This is a genomic window from Bradyrhizobium sp. dw_78 (assembly GCF_018449525.1).
In the GTDB taxonomy this organism is placed as follows: Bacteria; Pseudomonadota; Alphaproteobacteria; order Rhizobiales; family Xanthobacteraceae; genus Bradyrhizobium.
Map to the genome: position 1 here is coordinate 728694 of NZ_JAAVUS010000001.1, position 18245 is coordinate 746938.

The 18245-nt window shown below is 61.8% G+C and carries 17 protein-coding genes; 13 read left to right on the top strand and 4 right to left on the bottom strand.

Annotated features, from left to right (window positions below; translation table 11 throughout):
* Positions 1–36: 36 nt before the first annotated feature.
* Together HB630_RS03305 and HB630_RS03310 are read left to right on the top strand one after the other, a co-directional pair.
* Complete coding sequence (locus HB630_RS03305; RefSeq protein ID WP_213770021.1) at positions 37–834, top strand: enoyl-CoA hydratase/isomerase family protein; 798 nt, start codon at positions 37–39, stop codon at positions 832–834.
* Between the two features lie 309 nt (positions 835–1143).
* On the top strand, positions 1144–2070 hold the full coding sequence (locus HB630_RS03310; RefSeq protein WP_213770713.1) for a tripartite tricarboxylate transporter substrate-binding protein: 927 nt from the start codon (positions 1144–1146) through the stop codon (positions 2068–2070).
* Between the two features lie 96 nt (positions 2071–2166).
* On the opposite strand, the gene HB630_RS03315 is transcribed toward HB630_RS03310, so the two are convergent.
* On the bottom strand, positions 2167–3066 hold the full coding sequence (locus tag HB630_RS03315; RefSeq protein WP_213770022.1) for a LysR family transcriptional regulator: 900 nt from the start codon (positions 3064–3066) through the stop codon (positions 2167–2169).
* A 102-nt stretch (positions 3067–3168) separates the two neighbouring features.
* On the opposite strand from HB630_RS03315, the gene HB630_RS03320 reads away from it, so the two are divergent.
* Positions 3169–4140, top strand: a complete 972-nt coding sequence (locus tag HB630_RS03320; RefSeq protein WP_213770024.1) for a zinc-binding alcohol dehydrogenase family protein — start codon at positions 3169–3171, stop codon at positions 4138–4140.
* A gap of 5 nt (positions 4141–4145) precedes the next feature.
* Positions 4146–4388: a DUF1427 family protein gene (locus HB630_RS03325; RefSeq protein ID WP_213770025.1), complete on the top strand. Its 243-nt coding sequence runs from the start codon at positions 4146–4148 to the stop codon at positions 4386–4388.
* A gap of 85 nt (positions 4389–4473) precedes the next feature.
* On the opposite strand, the gene HB630_RS03330 is transcribed toward HB630_RS03325, so the two are convergent.
* Positions 4474–5118 (bottom strand): class II aldolase/adducin family protein, encoded by a 645-nt coding sequence (locus HB630_RS03330; RefSeq protein ID WP_213770026.1) that lies wholly within the window; start codon positions 5116–5118, stop codon positions 4474–4476.
* Between the two features lie 99 nt (positions 5119–5217).
* On the opposite strand from HB630_RS03330, the gene HB630_RS03335 reads away from it, so the two are divergent.
* From HB630_RS03335 to HB630_RS03350, 4 genes are all read left to right on the top strand, one after another.
* Positions 5218–6093, top strand: a complete 876-nt coding sequence (locus HB630_RS03335) for an S-methyl-5'-thioadenosine phosphorylase (protein WP_213770027.1) — start codon at positions 5218–5220, stop codon at positions 6091–6093.
* Entirely contained in the window at positions 6090–7193 is a 1104-nt protein-coding gene (gene mtnA / locus HB630_RS03340; protein WP_213770028.1) for an S-methyl-5-thioribose-1-phosphate isomerase, read from the top strand. The genes HB630_RS03335 and mtnA overlap by 4 nt, the downstream gene beginning before the upstream one ends.
* A 135-nt stretch (positions 7194–7328) precedes the next feature.
* Positions 7329–7871, top strand: a complete 543-nt coding sequence (locus HB630_RS03345) for a tripartite tricarboxylate transporter TctB family protein (protein ID WP_213770029.1) — start codon at positions 7329–7331, stop codon at positions 7869–7871.
* Positions 7872–7882: 11 nt separating this feature from the next.
* Entirely contained in the window at positions 7883–9400 is a 1518-nt protein-coding gene (locus HB630_RS03350; protein ID WP_213770030.1) for a tripartite tricarboxylate transporter permease, read from the top strand.
* 57 nt (positions 9401–9457) lie between these two features.
* Here HB630_RS03350 and HB630_RS03355 read toward each other — a convergent pair whose 3' ends face one another.
* Complete coding sequence (locus HB630_RS03355; protein ID WP_213770032.1) at positions 9458–10648, bottom strand: CoA transferase; 1191 nt, start codon at positions 10646–10648, stop codon at positions 9458–9460.
* Between the two features lie 262 nt (positions 10649–10910).
* Here HB630_RS03355 and HB630_RS03360 point away from each other — a divergent pair, with 262 nt between their 5' ends.
* The 5 genes from HB630_RS03360 (at position 10911) to HB630_RS03380 (ending at position 16800) form a co-directional block, all read left to right on the top strand.
* Positions 10911–12509: a hypothetical protein gene (locus HB630_RS03360; RefSeq protein ID WP_213770033.1), complete on the top strand. Its 1599-nt coding sequence runs from the start codon at positions 10911–10913 to the stop codon at positions 12507–12509.
* Positions 12510–12621: 112 nt separating this feature from the next.
* Entirely contained in the window at positions 12622–13713 is a 1092-nt protein-coding gene (locus HB630_RS03365; RefSeq protein WP_213770035.1) for a glycosyltransferase, read from the top strand.
* A 10-nt stretch (positions 13714–13723) separates the two neighbouring features.
* Positions 13724–14839 (top strand): DegT/DnrJ/EryC1/StrS family aminotransferase, encoded by a 1116-nt coding sequence (locus HB630_RS03370; RefSeq protein ID WP_213770037.1) that lies wholly within the window; start codon positions 13724–13726, stop codon positions 14837–14839.
* A gap of 34 nt (positions 14840–14873) precedes the next feature.
* On the top strand, positions 14874–15986 hold the full coding sequence (locus tag HB630_RS03375; protein ID WP_213770039.1) for a glycosyltransferase family 1 protein: 1113 nt from the start codon (positions 14874–14876) through the stop codon (positions 15984–15986).
* 151 nt (positions 15987–16137) lie between these two features.
* A complete protein-coding gene (locus HB630_RS03380) occupies positions 16138–16800 on the top strand; it encodes an acyltransferase (RefSeq protein ID WP_213770040.1) in 663 nt (220 codons plus the stop codon).
* A gap of 92 nt (positions 16801–16892) precedes the next feature.
* Here the strand turns inward: HB630_RS03380 and HB630_RS03385 are convergent, their stop codons facing one another.
* Positions 16893–18203 (bottom strand): hypothetical protein, encoded by a 1311-nt coding sequence (locus HB630_RS03385; RefSeq protein WP_213770042.1) that lies wholly within the window; start codon positions 18201–18203, stop codon positions 16893–16895.
* Between the last annotated feature and the right edge of the window lie 42 nt (positions 18204–18245).

The following is an 18245-nucleotide window of genomic DNA, read 5'->3' on the forward strand; positions in this document are numbered from 1 at the left end:
CAATCGAAGTCAGAGCAACAACGGAGAGAACGTGCGATGAATGCCCCGGTCCAAGCCAATGAAGACCTGATCTACACCGTCGAGGACGGCATCGCGCGGCTGACGTTCAACCGCCCGCAGGCCCGCAACGCGCTGACCTTCGCGATGTACGAGCAGATGGCGTCGATCTGCGAAACCATCAACACCGACCGCTCGATCAAGGCGTTGATCCTGACCGGCGCCGGCGACAAGGCATTTGCTTCGGGGACCGATATCTCGCAGTTCCGCGCCTTCAAGACCGCACAGGATGCGCTTGATTACGAAGCGCGGATCGATCGCGTGCTTGGCACGCTCGAGCGATGCCGGGTGCCGACGATTGCGGCGATCGCTGGCGCCTGTACCGGTGGCGGGGCGGGCATCGCGGCCTGCTGCGATATCCGGATCGGGACCGCGGCGACACGGATCGGCTTTCCGATCGCGCGCACGCTCGGCAATTGCCTGTCGATGTCCAATATCTCCAGGCTGGTGTCGCTGGTCGGGCCGGCGCGCACCAAGGATCTGATTTTCAAGGCGCGGCTTGTCGAAGCGCCCGAGGCGCTGGCGCTCGGCCTGCTCAACGAGATCGTGCCCGATGTGGCGACGTTGCAGCTCCGCGCCGAAGAGACCGCGAAGCTCGTCGCGAGCCATGCGCCAATCACGCTCGAAGTCACCAAGGAGGCGGTGCGCCGGATCCGGCGGACGCTGTCCCGCGACGAGGGCGAGGACCTGATCCTGCGCGCCTATATGAGCGAGGATTTCCGCGAGGGCATGGAGGCCTTTCTCAACAAGCGCACACCAAACTGGAAGGGCAAATAGGCTCGCTTGCGCCTCGATCATGATCGGTTCTGATTGAATTAGAATCGAGGTTCTGGATTGTCGTTTTGACGCGTTTTCTTCACGCGGACTGGTATCCACTTCGCTCGCAAACGCTGTAGCCCCATGCGAAAGTCACAAGCCGCAAACGGCAGGGCTCGCTTGAACTGGCTATCAATAGCTTACACAATGGCGGCATAAGCCATCGTCCGGTTTTTGCCGGGCGAAACCAAAACGACAGGGAAGAAGCACGTGCGAATGATCGTGAAAGCCGTCGCGGCGTTGACGGTTCTGCTGGCGAGCGCGCCGGCAATGGCCGGCTGGGAGCCGACCAAGCCCGTTGAAATCGTGGTAGCGGCAGGCGCCGGCGGCGCGTCCGACCAGATGGCGCGTATGATGCAGGCCGCGATCCAGAAAAACAATCTGATGAAGCAGCCGATCGTGGTGTCACTGAAGGGCGGGGCATCCGGCGCCGAAGCGCTGATGTACATGAAGTCCAGCGAAGGCGATCCCAACAAGGTGATGATCGCCTATTCGCTGATCTACATGCTGCCGCTCTCGGCGAAGATTCCATTCGACTGGCGCGAGCTGACGCCGGTGGCGGTGGTCGCGCTCGACCAGTTCGTGCTGTGGGACAATGCAGACGGTCCGAAAACCGTGAAGGACTTCATCGATGCGGCCAAGGCCGCCAGCGCGCCGTTCAAGATGGGAGGTACCGGTTCGAAGCGTGAGGATCACGTGCTCACGATGTTTATCGAACAGAAGACCGGCGCCAGTTTTTCCTATTTGCCCTACAAGTCCGGCGGCGAGGCCGCGACGCAACTGGTCGGCAATCACATCGAGTCCAATGTCAATAACCCTTCTGAAAATCTCGAAGTCTGGCGCGCCGGTCAGGTGCGTCCGCTCTGCGTCTTCGACAAGGAGCGGATTTCCTACACGGCCAAGGTAACCGAGACGCAGTCGTGGAACGACATTCCAACCTGCAAGGAAGCCGGTCTCGACGTGCAATATCTGATGCTGCGCGCCATGTTCCTGCCGGGCAAGGTGACACCGGAACAGCAGGCATTCTATGTCGATCTGTTCCAGAAGGTGACGCAGACGCCTGAGTACAAGGACTATATGGAAAAGCAGGCGCTCAAGCCGATCTTCCTGACCGGCAAGGATATGCTGCAATTCCTCGATGAAGATGACGCGCTCAACAAGCAGCTGATGACAGAAGCGGGATTTGTCGCGAAGTAGGTTGGATTGGACTCACAAGCACGCACGTAGCCGGAGTGCTTTCGGTTCTGATGGGATTAAGTCAGAACAGACGCGTGCTGGAAGGCAAATGGCAACTCAGGCCGTCTGCGCCCTGAATGCGGCCGCGCATTCCTCAACGAAGAGGCGGATGCTCGCGGGAACAGGTTTGCTCGGCAGGTAAGTCGCGAACAGCTCGATCGTTTCCGCGCAGAGTCCGTCGAGGCAGGTGACGAGCCGTCCTTCCTTGATATCGTCCGCGACATCCCATTGCGCTTCCAACGACAAGCCGCGGCCTTCCAAGGCCCAGGCGCGGAGCACTTCGCCATCGGAACTGGTGAGCGTTCCCGCCACCTGCACGATTTTGGTGCCGGTCCCGTCAGCGAAACGCCAGCGGTCTTGCAGGCTGTGGCGCCGCGCGAGGCGGAGGCAGTCATGGTGCAGCAGATCGTCCGGATAGACCGGTACGCCGTGTTTCGCCAGATAGGATGGCGCCGCACAGATGACGCGCCGGTTCGTCAGGAGCTTGCGGGTCAGCACCGCCGGATCGTTCGGCAGACCGACGCGCAGCGCCACGTCGAGTCCGTCCTCGCCCACTTCGAGCCCGGCGTCCGAAAGCACGAGATGCACCTCCAATCCCCGATGCCGAGTTGCGAAATCCGCAAGCAGGTGGGCGATGCGGCGGCGGCCTAAATCGGCGGGCGCGCCGACCCGAAGACGGCCGCGCGCGGCGCCGCCGCGGGACGCGACTTCGGTTTCGAGATCCCGCAGTTCCTCCAGGATGCGGCGGCCGTGTTCGAGATAAACCGTACCTTCGTCGGTCAGGCGAAAGCGCCGCGCGCTGCGATCCGCCAGTTTGACGCCCAGCCGCTGCTCCAGCAGGGCCAGGCGGCGGCTGATCGCTGGTGGCGAGGAGCCGAGGACGCGCGCGGCGGCGGAGAGGCTGCCCGCGCCCGCGATCGCCTGGAACAATTGCAATTCAGCGACGGCATCCGGCATCTTATGTTTCCAGTAAACGGAAGATAGTTGTTCGATTTTGGCTATTTCCGCCCTTCAGAAGGTCACCAATTAAAATGAGCGCAATTGAACAAGGTGACTCCCATGAAAGCAACCATATTCTCCCGCTTCGGCGCCCCCGATGTGCTGACGGTCGTAGACATTCCTGCCCCCGTGCCCGGCCAAAATGAGGCCCGGATCCGGGTTGAAGCCGCCTCGATCAATCCGAGCGACGTCAAGAACGTGGCGGGGGCGATGTCGCAAACCACCTTGCCGCGGATTCCCGGACGGGATTTTGCCGGTGTCGTGGACGCTGGACCGGAGGCTTGGATCGGCGCGGAGGTCTGGGGCAGCGGTGATGCCGGATTCACCCGCGACGGCAGCCACGCGCAATACATCATCGTTCCCGTCGCCAGCCTGCGCCGTAAGCCGCGGGCACTGAGCTTCGACCAGGCCGCTTCCGTCGGGGTGAATTACCTGGCGGCACGGCGCGGCCTGGTGGATGCGGCCGCACTGCGTCACGGCGAGACGCTCGTCATTATCGGAGCGGGCGGTGGCGTCGGCAGCGCGGTGGCCCAGATCGCCCGGCGCATGGGCGCAGGCAAGATCGTCGGCGTCGACCGGTCGGCTCCGGAGCCGGCTTCCGCCGTTGCGCGGACAACGGATGCATTCATCGCTGGCGCGTCGGATGTCGCCGCTGCGGTGCGTGATGCGCTCGGTGGCCGCGGCGCGGACGTGGTGTTCGATGCCGTCGGCGGCGTCATGTTCCGGACGGCGTTGGCCTGCCTCGCGCCACGGGGGCGCTTGATCGAGATCAGCGCGACCGGCCAGCGCGAGGTGACATTCAACCTCGCGGACTTCTATCACAATGAGGACCGGATCATCGGTGTCGATACCTTGAAGCTGGATCTGATCGCCGCAGGCGACATCCTCGAGGAGTTGCGGCCCGGTTTCGAGGACGGCGACTACCAGCCGGCCTCCATTGCCAGAACATTCCCGCTGACCGAGGTGGCTGTTGCCTATCAGGCCGTGGCGGACGGGCAGGCCGGGCGGGTCGTGCTCCGGCCGCAAGGATGAAGCCCATGCTCTCAATCGCGCTTTCACTCATCGCCGGGCTGGTCGTCGGAATTGGCTACGGCCTTTGCGGGATCCGCTCTCCCGCGCCGCCGGCGATCGCCTTGTTGGGGCTGCTCGGGATGCTGGCGGGGGAACACGGCGTTCTGCTGGCCCGGCGTCATTTCGGCAGCCAGCTTCACGAAGCCCCGCGGGTTGATGCGCCCGCACAGCTGTCCGACGACCGGACGCCTAAAACGCCGGGAGGATGAACCAGGCCGGACGTGGATTCGGGATGCTCCGTCATCGCGGCGCTGACCGACTCGATCGAGCCACTTCCAGCGGTCCTCTGCAGCTTCATTTCCCGGCGGGGCCATATCCCGCGATCCGGCCGAGAACGTTCTCGATCTCGGCCTTCGACAATAGCGGCGGCGTACCGATCTGGAGGCAGCCGTGATACTGCCGCGCCAGCGTCTCGACCTCGACCGCAAGCCACATCGCCCGTGAGAGCGAAGGCCCGACGGCGATCATGCCGTGATGCGCCAGGAGGCAGGCGGATCTGCCTTCCAGCACCTTGACGGCGTGGTGCGAGAGTTCCTGGGTGCCGAAGGTCGCGTAGGGCGCGCAGCGGATGCTGTCGCCGCCGGCGCAGGCGATCATGTAATGGATCGGCGGAATCTCCAGGCCCATGATCGCCAGGATCGTCGCATAGGGCGGATGGACGTGAACCACGGCGTTCACCTCGGGCCGGGCTCTCAGGATATCCAAATGAAAGCGCCATTCGCTGGACGGCCGCTGGCCGGGCGCGAACGAACCGTCGAGGTCCATATAAACGATCTGCTCCGGTTGCATCGCCTCGTAAGGCACGCTGGTCGGCGTGATCAGCATTCCCTCATTGTGACGCAAGCTGATATTGCCCGAGGTGCCCTGATTGATGCCGAGTTGGTTCATGCGCAAACACGCATCGATGATGGATTGGCGTTTTTCGCGGTCGCTCGACATCCAAATTCCCCGGAGGACAGCGGTTGATTGTTGTGCCGCTATATAGTCGAACATTTCTGGCGTATTGGAAACGTCCTACTGGGGCGACGGGAAGGGATCATGGCAAAGGCTGTGCTTGGCATTATCGGCGGTTCCGGCATTTACGATCTGCCGGGGCTGGAGAATGTCCGCGACGAGACCATCCAAAGCCCCTGGGGCGAGCCTTCAGCACCACTGCGTTTTGGCACCATCGCGGGACTGCCGATCGTGTTTCTGCCCAGACACGACAAGGGACACCGGCTGTCGCCTTCCGATATCAACTACCGCGCCAATATCGACGTGCTGAAGCGGGCCGGCGTCACCGATCTCGTTTCGCTCTCGGCCTGCGGCTCGTTCAAGGAGGAATTGCCGCCCGGAACTTTCGTGCTGGTCGATCAATTCGTCGATCGTACCCACAGGCGCGAAAGTTCGTTCTTCGGCAGGGGGTGCGTGGCGCATGTTTCCCTGGCCCATCCGGTGTCGCCACGGCTGCGCATTCATCTCGCCGCGGCGGCCGATGCTGAGGGGATCGCGGTCGCGCGCGGTGGCACCTATGTCTGCATCGAGGGACCGCAATTTTCGACGCTCGCCGAAAGCCTGACCTACAAGGCGCAGGGCTATTCGGTGATCGGAATGACCAACATGCCGGAAGCGAAACTCGCCCGCGAGGCGGAGATTTGTTACGCCAGTGTGGCGATGGTCACCGATTTCGACTGCTGGCATCCCGATCATGACGTGGTCACGGTCCAGGACATCATTCGCGTGCTGGGCTCGAATGCCGAGAAGGCGAAGACGCTGGTGGCGCGTCTCGCCGCCGATTTCCCGCGTGAGCATGAACCGTGCCCGATCGGTTCGGACCGGGCGCTCGATACCGCGCTGATCACCGCTCCGGAAGCGCGCGATCCCGTGCTATTGAAAAAGCTCGACGCGGTGGCGGGCAGGGTGTTGCGGACATGAAGGTCGATGGCCGGCCCTTCCGCAGCCTTTGGCTCGAGCCGGATGGCTGGTCGGTCGGCGCGATCGATCAAAGGCGGCTGCCGCATGAGTTCGTTGTCGTGCGGATCGATAATGTGGAGTCGGCGGCCGACGCGATCCGCTTCATGCTGGTGCGCGGCGCGCCGTTGATCGGCGCAACGGCCGCGTACGGCGTCGCGCTTGCGATGCGGAGCGATGTCTCCGATGCGGCGCTCGATCGCGCTTGCGAGCTGCTGATCGCCACGCGGCCGACGGCGATCAACCTGAAATGGGCGCTTGAGGAGATGCAGCGGGTGCTTCGCCCGCGGCTGCCTGCGGCGCGCGTCGAAACCGCCTATGCCAGGGCCGCCGAGATCGCTGACGAGGACGTGGCGATCAACAGGGGGATCGGCCGGCATGGCCTTGCGCTGATCGAGGCGATCGCCGCGGCGAAGAGACCGGGCGAGCCGGTCAACCTGTTGACGCATTGCAACGCCGGATGGCTCGCGACGGTCGACTGGGGCACCGCGACGGCGCCGATCTATCTCGCGCATGATCGCGGCATCCGAGTGCATGTCTGGGTTGACGAGACGAGACCTCGCAATCAGGGCGCTTCGCTTACCGCCTGGGAACTCGGCCATCACGGCGTTGCGCATACGGTGATTGCCGACAATACCGGCGGTCATCTGATGCAGCACGGCCTGGTCGATCTGGTCATCACCGGGACCGACCGGGTCACCGCCAATGGCGATGTCTGCAACAAGATCGGCACCTATCTGAAGGCGCTCGCGGCGCAGGACAATCGCGTGCCGTTCTACGTGGCGCTGCCGTCGCCGACGATCGACTTTAGTATCAGTGACGGTTTGCGCGAGATTCCGATCGAGCAGCGCGCGGCGGAAGAGGTGGCGACCATGACCGGCCGCACCGCCGATGGACGGATCGAGGTCGTGCGCGTGGTCCCTGAAGGTTCGCCGGTTGCGAATTACGCGTTTGACGTGACGCCGGCGAGGCTGGTGACGGCCCTGATCACCGAGCGCGGCGTGCTCAAGCCCGAGAGGGCCGCGCTGGCGGGTGCCTTTCCCGAACGCGTCGTGGATCGATGATGGCAATCGGTTGAAGGTTAGTTGACGCCAGCGATATTCGCGCTGTATCCAATTACCAAAGCGCGATGATCGTCAGATAACAATCTGGGCCCGATAGCAACGGGTGTGTCGCCGTCAACTGGAAACGCCTTATCGATGTCCAATTCCGAAATCGAAATCGTCGTCGACGATCCGACCGCACCGGAGGCCGACTCGCCGGCCGTTACCGACACCCGCACCGTCGAGGCGGTGGTCTGCCTGCTGCTGCTGGGACTTGCGGCGCTGCTCGGATACGACAACTGGCGCACCGGGATCGGATGGGATTCGACCGGCCCGCAGGCGGGTTATTTTCCGTTCTACCTGTCGGTCATCCTGGCCGGCGCCAGTCTTTACGGACTCGTTGCCACGCTTCTGACAAGCAGGGAGGCGGCGGAGACCTTCGTCACGCGCGCGCAGCTTGGCCGGGTTGCGGCGGTGTTCTTTCCGACGCTGCTGTTCTGCCTCGCCACGCAATATCTCGGGCTCTATGTCGCGAGCTTCCTGTTGATCGCGGGCTTCATGCGGCTGATCGGAAAGATCGCGTGGTGGAAATCGCTGCTCACGGCTTTCATCTTCACCGCCCTGATGTTCGTGACCTTCGACATCGCCTTTGACGTCATCATGCCCAAAGGCCCGCTCGAAGCGGCCTTCGGCTATTAGGACCGGCGGACATGGAAGCTTTCGGGTTGCTGCTGCACGGCTTTGCCGTGCTGATGACGTGGAAGATCATTGCGCTGATGCTGGTGGGGCTCGTGCTCGGCATTTTTGTCGGCGTGCTGCCGGGCCTCGGCGGTCCCAACGGGGTGGCGATCCTGCTGCCCTTGACCTTCACCATGGATCCGACCTCCGCCATCGTGATGCTGTCGAGCATCTATTGGGGCGCGCTGTTCGGCGGCGCCATCACCTCGATCCTGTTCAACATCCCCGGCGAGGCATGGTCGGTGGCGACCACTTTTGACGGCTATCCGATGGCGCAGCAGGGACGCGCCGCCGAAGCGCTGACGGCTGCGTTCACGTCCTCCTTCATCGGCTCGCTGGTGGCCGTCCTGCTCATTACCTTCCTGGCGCCGTTGATCTCGTCCTTCGCGTTGAAGTTCGGTCCGCCGGAATTTTTCGCGGTTTACCTTCTGACCTTCTGCTCTTTCGTCGGCCTCGGCCGCGAGGACAAGCACAAGACCGTCATCTCGATGTCGCTGGGTCTGCTGCTCGCCGGCGTCGGCATGGATACCGTGTCGGGCCAGTTGCGAATGACCTTTGGTTCCAGTGATTTGCTGCGCGGCATTAATTTTCTGGTTGCGGTGATCGGCCTGTTCGGGATCAGCGAGATCCTGCTGACGATGGAAGAGCGTCTGGCGCTGCGCGGACACGCCGCCAGCATCAGCCTGCGCGTGGTGCTGAATGTCTGGAAGGATCTGCCGAAATACTGGGTTACGCTGCTGCGCTCCTCCTTCATCGGCTGCTGGCTTGGCATCACGCCGGGCGGCGCGATCGCCGCTTCCTTCATGGGCTACAACCTCGCCAAGCGGTTTTCCAAGGATCCCGAGAGTTTCGGCAAGGGCCGTATCGAGGGTGTGTTCGCGCCCGAAACCGCCGCCCACGCCTCCGGCACCGCCGCGCTATTGCCGATGCTGGCGCTCGGCATTCCCGGCTCCGGCACCGCGGCGATCCTGCTCGGTGGTCTGATGGTGTGGGGCCTCAATCCCGGTCCGCTGTTGTTCGTCGAGCACAAGGATTTCGTCTGGGGCCTGATCGCCTCGATGTATCTCGGCAACATCGTCGGCCTGGTGCTGGTGCTGACGACGGTACCGATCTTCGCCTCGATCCTGCGGGTGCCGTTCGCGGCGGTGGCGCCGATGATCGTGGTGTCCTGCGCGATCGGCGCCTACGCGATCCAGAACGCGATGTTCGACATCTGGCTGATGCTGCTGTTCGGCGTGGTCGGCTATGTCTTCAAGAAGATCAGCATTCCGCTCGCGCCGTTTACGCTAGCGCTGGTGCTGGGCAGCCGGGCCGAGGACGCCTTCCGGCTATCGATGATCGGATCCGGCGGCGACATGCGGGTGTTCTGGTCGAACGGCCTGGTCGGCTCGATCACCACGCTGTCGATCATCCTGTTGTTCTGGCCTGTCATCGACCAGGCGTTCGGCCGTGTCGGGCGGCTGTGGCGGCCGCTCAAGACCACCGGATAGCCGGGCTCCATATCGGCAATGGCTTGGTGATATTTATTGAGGCGCCGTCTGGGGCCGTTAAACCACTTTGCCTTGCCTCAATCCGGCAATCTCCCCTGCGCTGAAGCCGAACTCGGCGAGCACTTCCTCGGTTTGCTCGCCGACTTCCGGCGGCGGCGCCGCCATCCGGCTTGGCGTGCGCGACAATGTGAAGGGTTGCCCGACGAGACGGAGATGGCGGTTTTCGGGATTGGGCACGTCCTGCGCGATGCCGAGATGCTGGACCTGTTCGTCGTCGAACACCTGGTCGATGGAATAGATCGGGCCGCAGGGCACGCCGGCGGCGTTGAATTCCTTGACCCAGCGGTCGGTCGATTTGGTCGCCGTGAATTTGTTGATCTCGGCGTTGAGCGCCTTGCGGTTCTTCGAGCGTTCCGGCGCGGTGGCGTATTCGGGCCGGGTCGGCAGGTCGGGCGCGCCGAGCGCCTCGGCGAAACGTTGCCAGATCCTACCGCCGGTGGTGGCGATATTGATATAGCCGTCGGAGGTCCTGAACACGCCGGTGGGGATGCTGGTCGGATGGTCGTTGCCGGCCTGCTGGGCGACGTCCTTTTCCATCAGCCAGCGCGCAGCCTGGAAATCCAGCATGAAGATCTGGGCTTGCAGCAGTGAGGTCTGCACCCACTGGCCTTCGCCGGAAACATCGCGCTCCAACAGCGCCGTCAGGATGCCCATGGCGCAGAACAGCCCGGCGGTGAGATCGGCCACGGGAATGCCGACCCGCATCGGGCCTTCGCCGGGAGCGCCGGTGATCGACATCAGGCCGCCCATGCCCTGCGCAATCTGGTCGAAGCCGGGCCGCTTGTGGTAGGGGCCATCCTGGCCGAACCCTGAAATACTGCCATAGACGATGGCTGGGTTGACCTTGCGTACGCTCTCGTAATCGATCCCGAGCTTCGCCTTGACGTCGGGGCGGAAATTCTCGATCACCACATCGGCCTTCTGCACCAGCCGCATGAACGTCTCGACGCCCCTGGGGTCCTTCAGGTTGAGCGTCATCGCCCGCTTGTTGCGGTGCAGGTTCTGGAAATCCGGTCCCCCGCGCGGGCCGCCGAGCTGTTCGCCGGCGGCCTCCAGCAGGGCGTCGATCTTGATGACATTAGCACCCCAGTCGGCCAGCTGGCGGGCGCAGGTCGGGCCGGCGCGAACCCGGGTGAGGTCGAGCACGGTGAAGCGGGACAGGGCCTGCGAGGCGCGCGGAATGGGCATTCGGAAGCTCCGGGATGGATCGGTGCTGGATGAGGGTTGCGGGGCGCACCATCGCCGAAAGTTGCCGTCTTGTCATGCTCTTGAACGCATGTCGGCCGGGCCCGTTGGCGGAGGCCCATCCCGAGAAGGTGCGTGTATCCCAGGATAGCGATCGGCGGCCGGAATGGCAGGCTCTGCCGCGGGGCCAGATGCCGCTGAACCACCCTCGACATCCCCCCGTTAGGCTGGTAGCCCGCTCCGGATGTCCGGGAAGGTTTCAGCCTTGAACGAAGAGCCCGCGCGCGGCAAGAATGCGTCCCCGCCGGGCGCTTCGGGTCCAGGTCATGCTCCAAGTCACACCCCGGATCATGCGCCAAGCCGCGCGCGGCGGTTGCTGGCCGGCTGGTCCGCCAATCTCGTTCAGGTGGTCCTCGGGGTCACGCAACAGGTCGCGCTGGTTCCCGTTTTCCTGCACTACTGGACCAGCGATATACTCGCCGCCTGGCTCGCGATCTATGCCGCCGGAAATCTCGTTCTGATCGCGGACGCCGGCCTGCAATTTCGCGCCATCAACCGGTTCCTCGGGTTCAAATCCGGCGTTGACTGCGATGGCCGGACCGCGCGCTTCTACGCGGCGGTGCTGCGGATTTATTTCGGGTGGGCGGTCCTGCTCGTGGCCCTGGTGCTGGGTATCGCGGGCTTTGTTTCGCCGTCCGCCGTGCTGGGCTTCCAGGGTGTGGCGAATTTCGATGCGGCCTTTGCCGTGATGATCGCTGGCATGTTGTTGAGCATGCCGGCAAGCCTGGTGTCGGGGCTCTATCGCGCCCGAGGGCTCTACGGCCGCGCCGTGGGGCTTCAGAACTGGGTGATGTTACTGGCGCAGCTCGGCCAGCTGGTTGCCATCATCGTCACCGGGAGCCTGCTTGCCGTTGCCATCGCCTACGCGGCGGCGCAGGTCGCGATGATGCTGTATTTTGTCGGCATCGACGCGCCCCGGATGGTCGCGTCCTTGCGCAGGGGCCGCGCTAGGCACTCATGGCGGTGGATCATCGGCCAATTCCGTCAAGCCGTTCCGTTTGCCGTGTCGGGCGCGGCCGATCTGGCGTTGCTGAACCTGCCGGTGCTGCTGGTCAGCTTCTTCGTTTCCGATCGCGCCGCCGTTGCGCAATGGGGGCTTACCCGGATTGCCGCAGGCCTGGTGCGGGCGCTCTGTGTGCAGGCCACGCTTCCGCTCGCGGCCGAGCTCGGGCATGATTACGCCATCGGCCTGAAGGAGCGGTTGCGGAGCCTCTATGCACGCGGATCGGTCTTTATCGCCTTGCTGGCCAGCGCCGTGGTCTCCGGCCTGTTGCCGTTCTGGCCGGATTTCTTCGCGCTCTGGACCCACGGCGCGGTGAACTACGAGCCGTGGCTGACGGCCGTCCTGTTGATCGGAACCGGCGTCGCCGCGCCATCGATCCTGGCGGTGAACTACGCCAATTACAGCAACCGTGGAGCCCTGCTGGTGCGGACCAAGGGGCTTCAGCTTGCGGTGTTTCTGATTGTGTCACTGCTGCTGATTCCGCCCCTGGGACCGCTTGGGGCGGCCGTAGCCGTGGTTGCCAGTGATCTCCTGATTCAGTTTGGGGTGCTCGGGCTGATCATTGTCCGGCAAACGCTTGAACGGCCACTGCGGCATATCGCTGTTCTGGCCGCGCTGATGCTAACCGTGATCATCGGAGGCTGGGCGCTGGGGATGCTGATCCGGTCCATGTCGCCGGGGGCCGGACTGGCGCGATTTGTCAGTGAATGCGCGCTTTGGCTGCTGGTGGTCGCCCTCATCGCCAGCCCGCTGGCCAGGGCCGGCCTTCGCGAGAGGCTGAGCGCGAGCCTGCCATCATGATGGGGGGCGATTACATCTTCGCAAGGTTTATGCGGCCGATCCGGCTTGACCTGAGGGAGGTCAGCGGGTTCAGTCCCCGCCATTCGCGGATCATTGTCGGGATGCCGGGCCGGTGAGGTTGTTTCAGAACGCCAGATATTATCCTTCGCTGCGCTCGAGGATTCGCGAACTGACCCGGCACAGTCCGACCTTTGCCGGCCAGATCGACGCGTTCTTGAATTTCCGGTATTCGGCGGCGCATATTCTGTTGCCGATCGATCAACGCGCCGACTGGGCGTTCTTCACCAATGGCGATGACGAGCATGTCCAGAGGCTCTGGGCGCGAGAGCATGGCTTGAGTTCGCGCGCCTCGCTCAGCGATATTCTCAAGGCGCAAATTGAAGAGCACCGCACGGACGTCTTTTACAATCACGATGCGACCGGCTGGGACGAGGATTTCGTCAAAAGTCTTCCGGGCTGCGTGAAAGCCTCGATCTGCTGGCATGCCGCGTCGTTTCGGGGGGTGCCGTTCTCGTCCTATGATCTCGTAGTGTGCAACTTTCCGTCGATCCTGGCCACGATCGGGAAGCTTGGCGGCCGCACCGATTATTTCTTTCCTGCCTATGATCCGGAGTTCACGCCATACGCGGCGCGCCAGGACCGGCCGGTCGATGTGGTGTTCGTCGGCGGCTATTCGCGCCATCACCGGCGGCGGGCCGAGATATTGGAGGCGGTGGCGCAGTTGGCCGGCGAATATAACGTCATATATCACCTCGATCGCTCGCGCCTGTGCCGTCTGGCGGAATCGCCGCTCGGACGATTGCTGCCGCTGGCAAAGCATCGGAGACCTCCGGCCATCCGGGCCATTTCGCGCGAGCCTAAATTTGGACGGGACTATTACGAAGTGCTATCGACCGCCAAGATCGTGCTGAACGGCGCCATCGATATGTCGGGCGAGGATCGCGGCAATATGCGATGCTTCGAGGCGCTTGGCAGCCAGTCGCTGCTGCTGTCGGACCAGGGCAATTATCCGGACGGCATGCGGGATGGCGAGACGCTGGTGGCCTATGATTCGCCGGAGCAGGCGGTAAGACAGATCAGAACCATGATCGAGGACTCCGAAAAAAGATTGGCTCTCGCGCGTGCGGGCCATGAAATGGTATCGACCCGGTACTCGAAAGAAGTGCAGTGGAAGCGCTTCGAACAGCTCGTCGCTTCGATTTAGAAGGCCGGTAATGTCAGATAACTTTATTCCGATTTCGAAACCGTTCATTGGGTCGCGCGAGAAAGAGCTCGTGCTCGACGCGCTCGATTCCGGTTGGGTGTCGTCGATCGGAAAATATATCGACGAGTTCGAGGCCAATTTTGCCCGCTATTGCGGGACCGATTATGCGCTCGCGGTCAGCAACGGCACGACCGGGCTTCACCTCGCGCTTGCGGCGCTCGGGCTGAAGCCGGGCGACGAGGTGATCGTTCCCGACCTGACCTTCGTCGCGACCGCGAACGCCGTGGCTTACACCGGCGCGACGCCGGTGCTCGCCGATATCGACACCGATACACTCTGCATCGATCCTGCCTCGGTCAAATCGCTGGTATCGGCGCGCACCAGGGCAATCATTCCGGTGCATCTTTATGGCCATCCGGCCGACATGGACGCCTTGATGGAAATCGGCGATGCGCACGGTATTGCCGTGATCGAGGACGCGGCCGAAGCGCATGGTGCCGAATACAAGGGCCGCCGCGTCGGCGGGCTCGGTAAATGCGGGGTGTTCAGCTTTTACGGCAACAAGGTCATCACGACCGGCGAAGGCGGCATGCTGACCACCAACGACCGGGATTTTTATGCGCGCGCCAAGCGGTTGCGGGATCACGCCATGAGCCCGCAGCGGCGCTACTTCCACGAGGAGCGCGGATACAACTATCGCATCACCAATCTGCAGGCGGCGCTCGGCGTCGCGCAGCTCGAGCGCATCGATGATTTTCTCGGCCGCAGGGCGGAGATCATGGACTGGTACAACGCCGAGATTGCGACCTCGGACCGGGTCCGGCTCAACCGGGTGAAGAACTGGGCGAAGAGCGCGTTCTGGATGATCTGCCTCGAGGTCGACGGGCTGGATGAAGCGGGCCGGGACAAGCTCATGCAGGCGCTGAAAGCGCGCGGCATCGATACCCGCCCATATTTCTGCACGATGTCCTCGCTGCCCATGTACGCGCAGCACCCGCTCCCGGTCGCTGCCCGCAAGGCGCAGACCGGTCTTAACCTGCCGTCTTATTATGAATTGACGAAGCAGGATGTGCAGCGGATCGGTGCCGAGGTGAACGACATCCTCAAGGAAATGCGCGCTTCATGATCGACGCGGCGAACGCCACCTCTGAGTTTCGCCATTGACCAGGCTCGGCGTGATCGCGCTCGCCGGAACCGATAACGGCGGGACCTATCAATACACGCTGTCGATGTTGCAGGCGCTGCGTCATACCAGCGGCTTCGACATCACGCTGTATGGCGATCCGGCCAATCCGGATTTTGTCGCGTTGGGCTATCCGATCCGCGCTTTCACCGAGCCGCGTGGCCGGCAGATCGCTTCGCTCGCAGCCCGCAGCATGCATATCGGTCTGCCCGATCCCTTCGTTTCCGAGGATATCCTGCTGGCGCCGATTTATTCGCTGTCGTTGCTGCACACGTCAAAGCCGTTCGCGTTCACGCTGCATGATCTCCAGGAAAACTATTACCCGGAGAATTTTTCACGCTGGACGCGGTTCTGGCGGCGTCAGGTTTACGCGCATCTGCTGGCGCGAGCGCAGCGTGTGATCTGCGAATCCAGTTATGTCAAGAACGACATCATGCGTTTTTTTGACGTGCCCGAGCAGCACACCGCCGTGATCACGGCGCCTCCATTGCGGCAGTTTCTCGCCGACCAAAGCACAGAGCGCTTGCAGGAGACGCGGCTACGGCTGCGCTTGCCGGAGAAATTCCTGTTTTATCCGGCGCAATTCTGGGCTCACAAAAATCATCTGCGCCTGATCGAGGCTTTCCGTGAGGTCGCCGATGAAGCTCCCGACCTGAAGCTGGTTCTGACCGGCAAGCAGCGCGACGAATATGAAACGGTGATGGACGCGATCGCGAAGTCCGGCTTGGGCGGGAAGGTGATCCATCTCGGTTACGTGGCGCAGGAGGATCTTCAGTCGATTTACAGGATGGCGACGGCGCTGGTCATGCCGTCACTGTTCGAGAGCGTCAGCATTCCGATCTATGAGGCGTTCCAGGTCGGCACCCCCGTGGCGGCCTCCGGCATCCTTGCCATCCCCGAGCAGGTCGGCGACGCTGGTCTGTTGTTCGATCCGACCTCGGTCAGTTCGATCAGGGATGCGATCCTGAAAATTATCCGCGATCCGGAAGGCGCACGGCAATTCGGACAGAGGGGGCGGGAAAGGATGCTGGCGATGACGCCGGAGCATTACGGGGCCGAGTTGCAGAATCTGCTGCGCGAATTGCGATAGCTGTTCTGTACCGCCTTTGCTTCTGTCTTGATCTTCAAGGGCTTTTCTTAATATAGAAGCCGGGCCGTCTCCGGTGTCTCGTGTTGTCAGTTAGAGGGATGCATTCGTTCGATGCGGGCAGGCGCGTTGCGGACATAAAATGGGGACGTCTATGAATAGAGCGCAGCAGGATTCGTCGGAGGTATTTGTTCATCCGACGGCCGTCGTTGAGGACGGCGCCAAGGTCGGGAGTTACACCAAAATCTGGTATTTTTCCCATGTCGCGCTGGGCGCCGTGATTGGTGAAAATTGCAGCCTTGGCCAAAACACCTATGTCGAACGCAACGCTATCGTCGGCAACGGGTGCAGGTTGGGAAATTCCGTATCGATCTTTTCACACGTGGAGCTGGAAGACTTCGTCTTCTGCGCGCCCTACATGGTTTTTACGCATATTTCCTTTCCTCGCGCTGCAGTCAACCGGCACGCGGTTTTCAAGAAGACGCTGGTGAAGACCGGAACGACGCTCGGCGCGAATTCGACGGTTGTGCCGGATATCACGTGCGGTGTAGGTACGTTCCTTGCGGCGGGAGCGACCCTCACCAAAAGCTCAAAGGACTGGTCGATGATGGTGGGAACGCCAGCCCGGCAGGTCGGTTGGGTAAGCGCTTTTGGTGAAAAAATCGACTTGCCGCTGTCGGGGACGGGCGAGTGGCGCTGTCAGCATACCGGCGATGTCTATGTTCTGAGCGGCTCCAAACTCATCAGGCATCCCGGCCCGAAAGATATTTTAACATATATTCGCGGCGAACGGCTTGAGAGAATGAAAGTTGTCTGAGAGACGGCGTGGTATCGCTCGCTATCGCGACGGTGTTTTGAGGATGCGGTAGCAGAGCACGGTCCGCGTGAACCGGCTGGGCCTTATGCCGCTTACGCTTCCATTTCTTCGCTGTCCCGAAAAATCGCGCGTGGCGTAACGTACCACAGCAAGAAAAGTATCGCTGCGCCGTGCGTCAACAATACAGTCGTAAGCGGTACGTTAAGAAGCGCCTGGGGCAGCAACGCTCCCGAGATCAGGACAAAGCGCGGCGACAGGCCGGCTGACAATCGGTTGCCGAAAGCTATCACAAGCCCGCAGACCAAGGCCGACAGCGGCGCGAAAATCAGGCCTACCGACGCGATGCCTTCCGTTGCGAACAGCGATGCGTTGATGTTGCCGAAGCCATAGGTGTGCTCCATCACCACCGAGAGCGGGTCCTGGTACGGGCAATGCGTGAGCGTTTTCAGGAATGATATCTGGCAGAAATAGGTGAGGGGGCGAGTTGAAAAGAAGTGGTTGTAGATATCCATAGCGCTCGATGGCGTCGCAACCATGCGAATATTGACGAGGTTGAAATAGAATGGCGTCATGTCCTTGTTTGGAAAAGGTACAACGAAGAAAAGACCAAGCAGGAGCGGCAGAAAGAGCGACAAGACCGCCGTTGGTCGCGGTTCGAAGATTTTCGAAAGGACGAGCAGGGAGATGATCCAGGCCGGCGCAAAGAACGAAAATTTGCTTAGCGTGATCGGATAAAAGAGCAACATTAAAAGGAGGGTCGCCCCAGCCGACCAACGTCGATTAAGAGCCCAATAACAAGCAAAAGCGAACGGTAACAGCACGCTCAAGACGATACCAATAAGGTAGCGGATTGGAGCGGGAAACGCGAGTTCGTTGCGGAACTCGTAAATATGTTCGAGGGAGGTGAATCTGAAATTATAGCTGGAGGCCGCGACAATCGTCGTGATGGCCAGTACCAGGATTGACTTCAGTACGTACTCCAACGACCGGGACGAGATTTCAAAATTTCGCGGTAGAGGTCGTGTCATCAAAAGGGCAGGCAGCAGGAACAGCAGCAGTGAAGCTGCGGCCGATACGCCGGCCAGTACGTGCTTATAGGGATAGATTGTAAAATTCTCGATCCACAAAAAGCCGAGGATCAGTGTATAGAAATAGAATCCTACGAAATAGCCGAAGCTGAATCGGGCAGCAGCAAACAACAATGAAATGGAAGAAAGGGCCACTGCAATGATGGCTGCCGTAAACAGCCCGCTATTATTGTATGGAATATAGCTTTGATATCTCGAAACTTCGGCCAGCGATACGCAACAAACTACAGTGTGAAGAAGGAGCAGAGCGATCAGATTCAAATTCGCCCGGATTTTCGAGCAAGCCCGCTCGACGATGCCTACGTGTGAATTCATCGTGGAAATATCGTCCTTGTGAGTAATGATAAAGATCGTTCA

Coding starts and splice junctions, on each gene's coding strand:
- HB630_RS03380 (WP_213770040.1), top strand. CDS start 16,138: ATGAATAGAGCGCAGCAGGATTCGTCGGAGGTATTTGTTCATCCGACG.
- HB630_RS03325 (WP_213770025.1), top strand. CDS start 4,146: ATGCTCTCAATCGCGCTTTCACTCATCGCCGGGCTGGTCGTCGGAATT.
- HB630_RS03335 (WP_213770027.1), top strand. CDS start 5,218: ATGGCAAAGGCTGTGCTTGGCATTATCGGCGGTTCCGGCATTTACGAT.
- HB630_RS03345 (WP_213770029.1), top strand. CDS start 7,329: ATGTCCAATTCCGAAATCGAAATCGTCGTCGACGATCCGACCGCACCG.
- HB630_RS03310 (WP_213770713.1), top strand. CDS start 1,144: ATGGCCGGCTGGGAGCCGACCAAGCCCGTTGAAATCGTGGTAGCGGCA.
- HB630_RS03315 (WP_213770022.1), bottom strand. CDS start 3,066: ATGCCGGATGCCGTCGCTGAATTGCAATTGTTCCAGGCGATCGCGGGC.
- HB630_RS03350 (WP_213770030.1), top strand. CDS start 7,883: ATGGAAGCTTTCGGGTTGCTGCTGCACGGCTTTGCCGTGCTGATGACG.
- HB630_RS03320 (WP_213770024.1), top strand. CDS start 3,169: ATGAAAGCAACCATATTCTCCCGCTTCGGCGCCCCCGATGTGCTGACG.
- HB630_RS03385 (WP_213770042.1), bottom strand. CDS start 18,203: ATGAATTCACACGTAGGCATCGTCGAGCGGGCTTGCTCGAAAATCCGG.
- HB630_RS03305 (WP_213770021.1), top strand. CDS start 37: ATGAATGCCCCGGTCCAAGCCAATGAAGACCTGATCTACACCGTCGAG.
- HB630_RS03330 (WP_213770026.1), bottom strand. CDS start 5,118: ATGTCGAGCGACCGCGAAAAACGCCAATCCATCATCGATGCGTGTTTG.
- HB630_RS03370 (WP_213770037.1), top strand. CDS start 13,724: ATGTCAGATAACTTTATTCCGATTTCGAAACCGTTCATTGGGTCGCGC.
- mtnA (WP_213770028.1), top strand. CDS start 6,090: ATGAAGGTCGATGGCCGGCCCTTCCGCAGCCTTTGGCTCGAGCCGGAT.
- HB630_RS03355 (WP_213770032.1), bottom strand. CDS start 10,648: ATGCCCATTCCGCGCGCCTCGCAGGCCCTGTCCCGCTTCACCGTGCTC.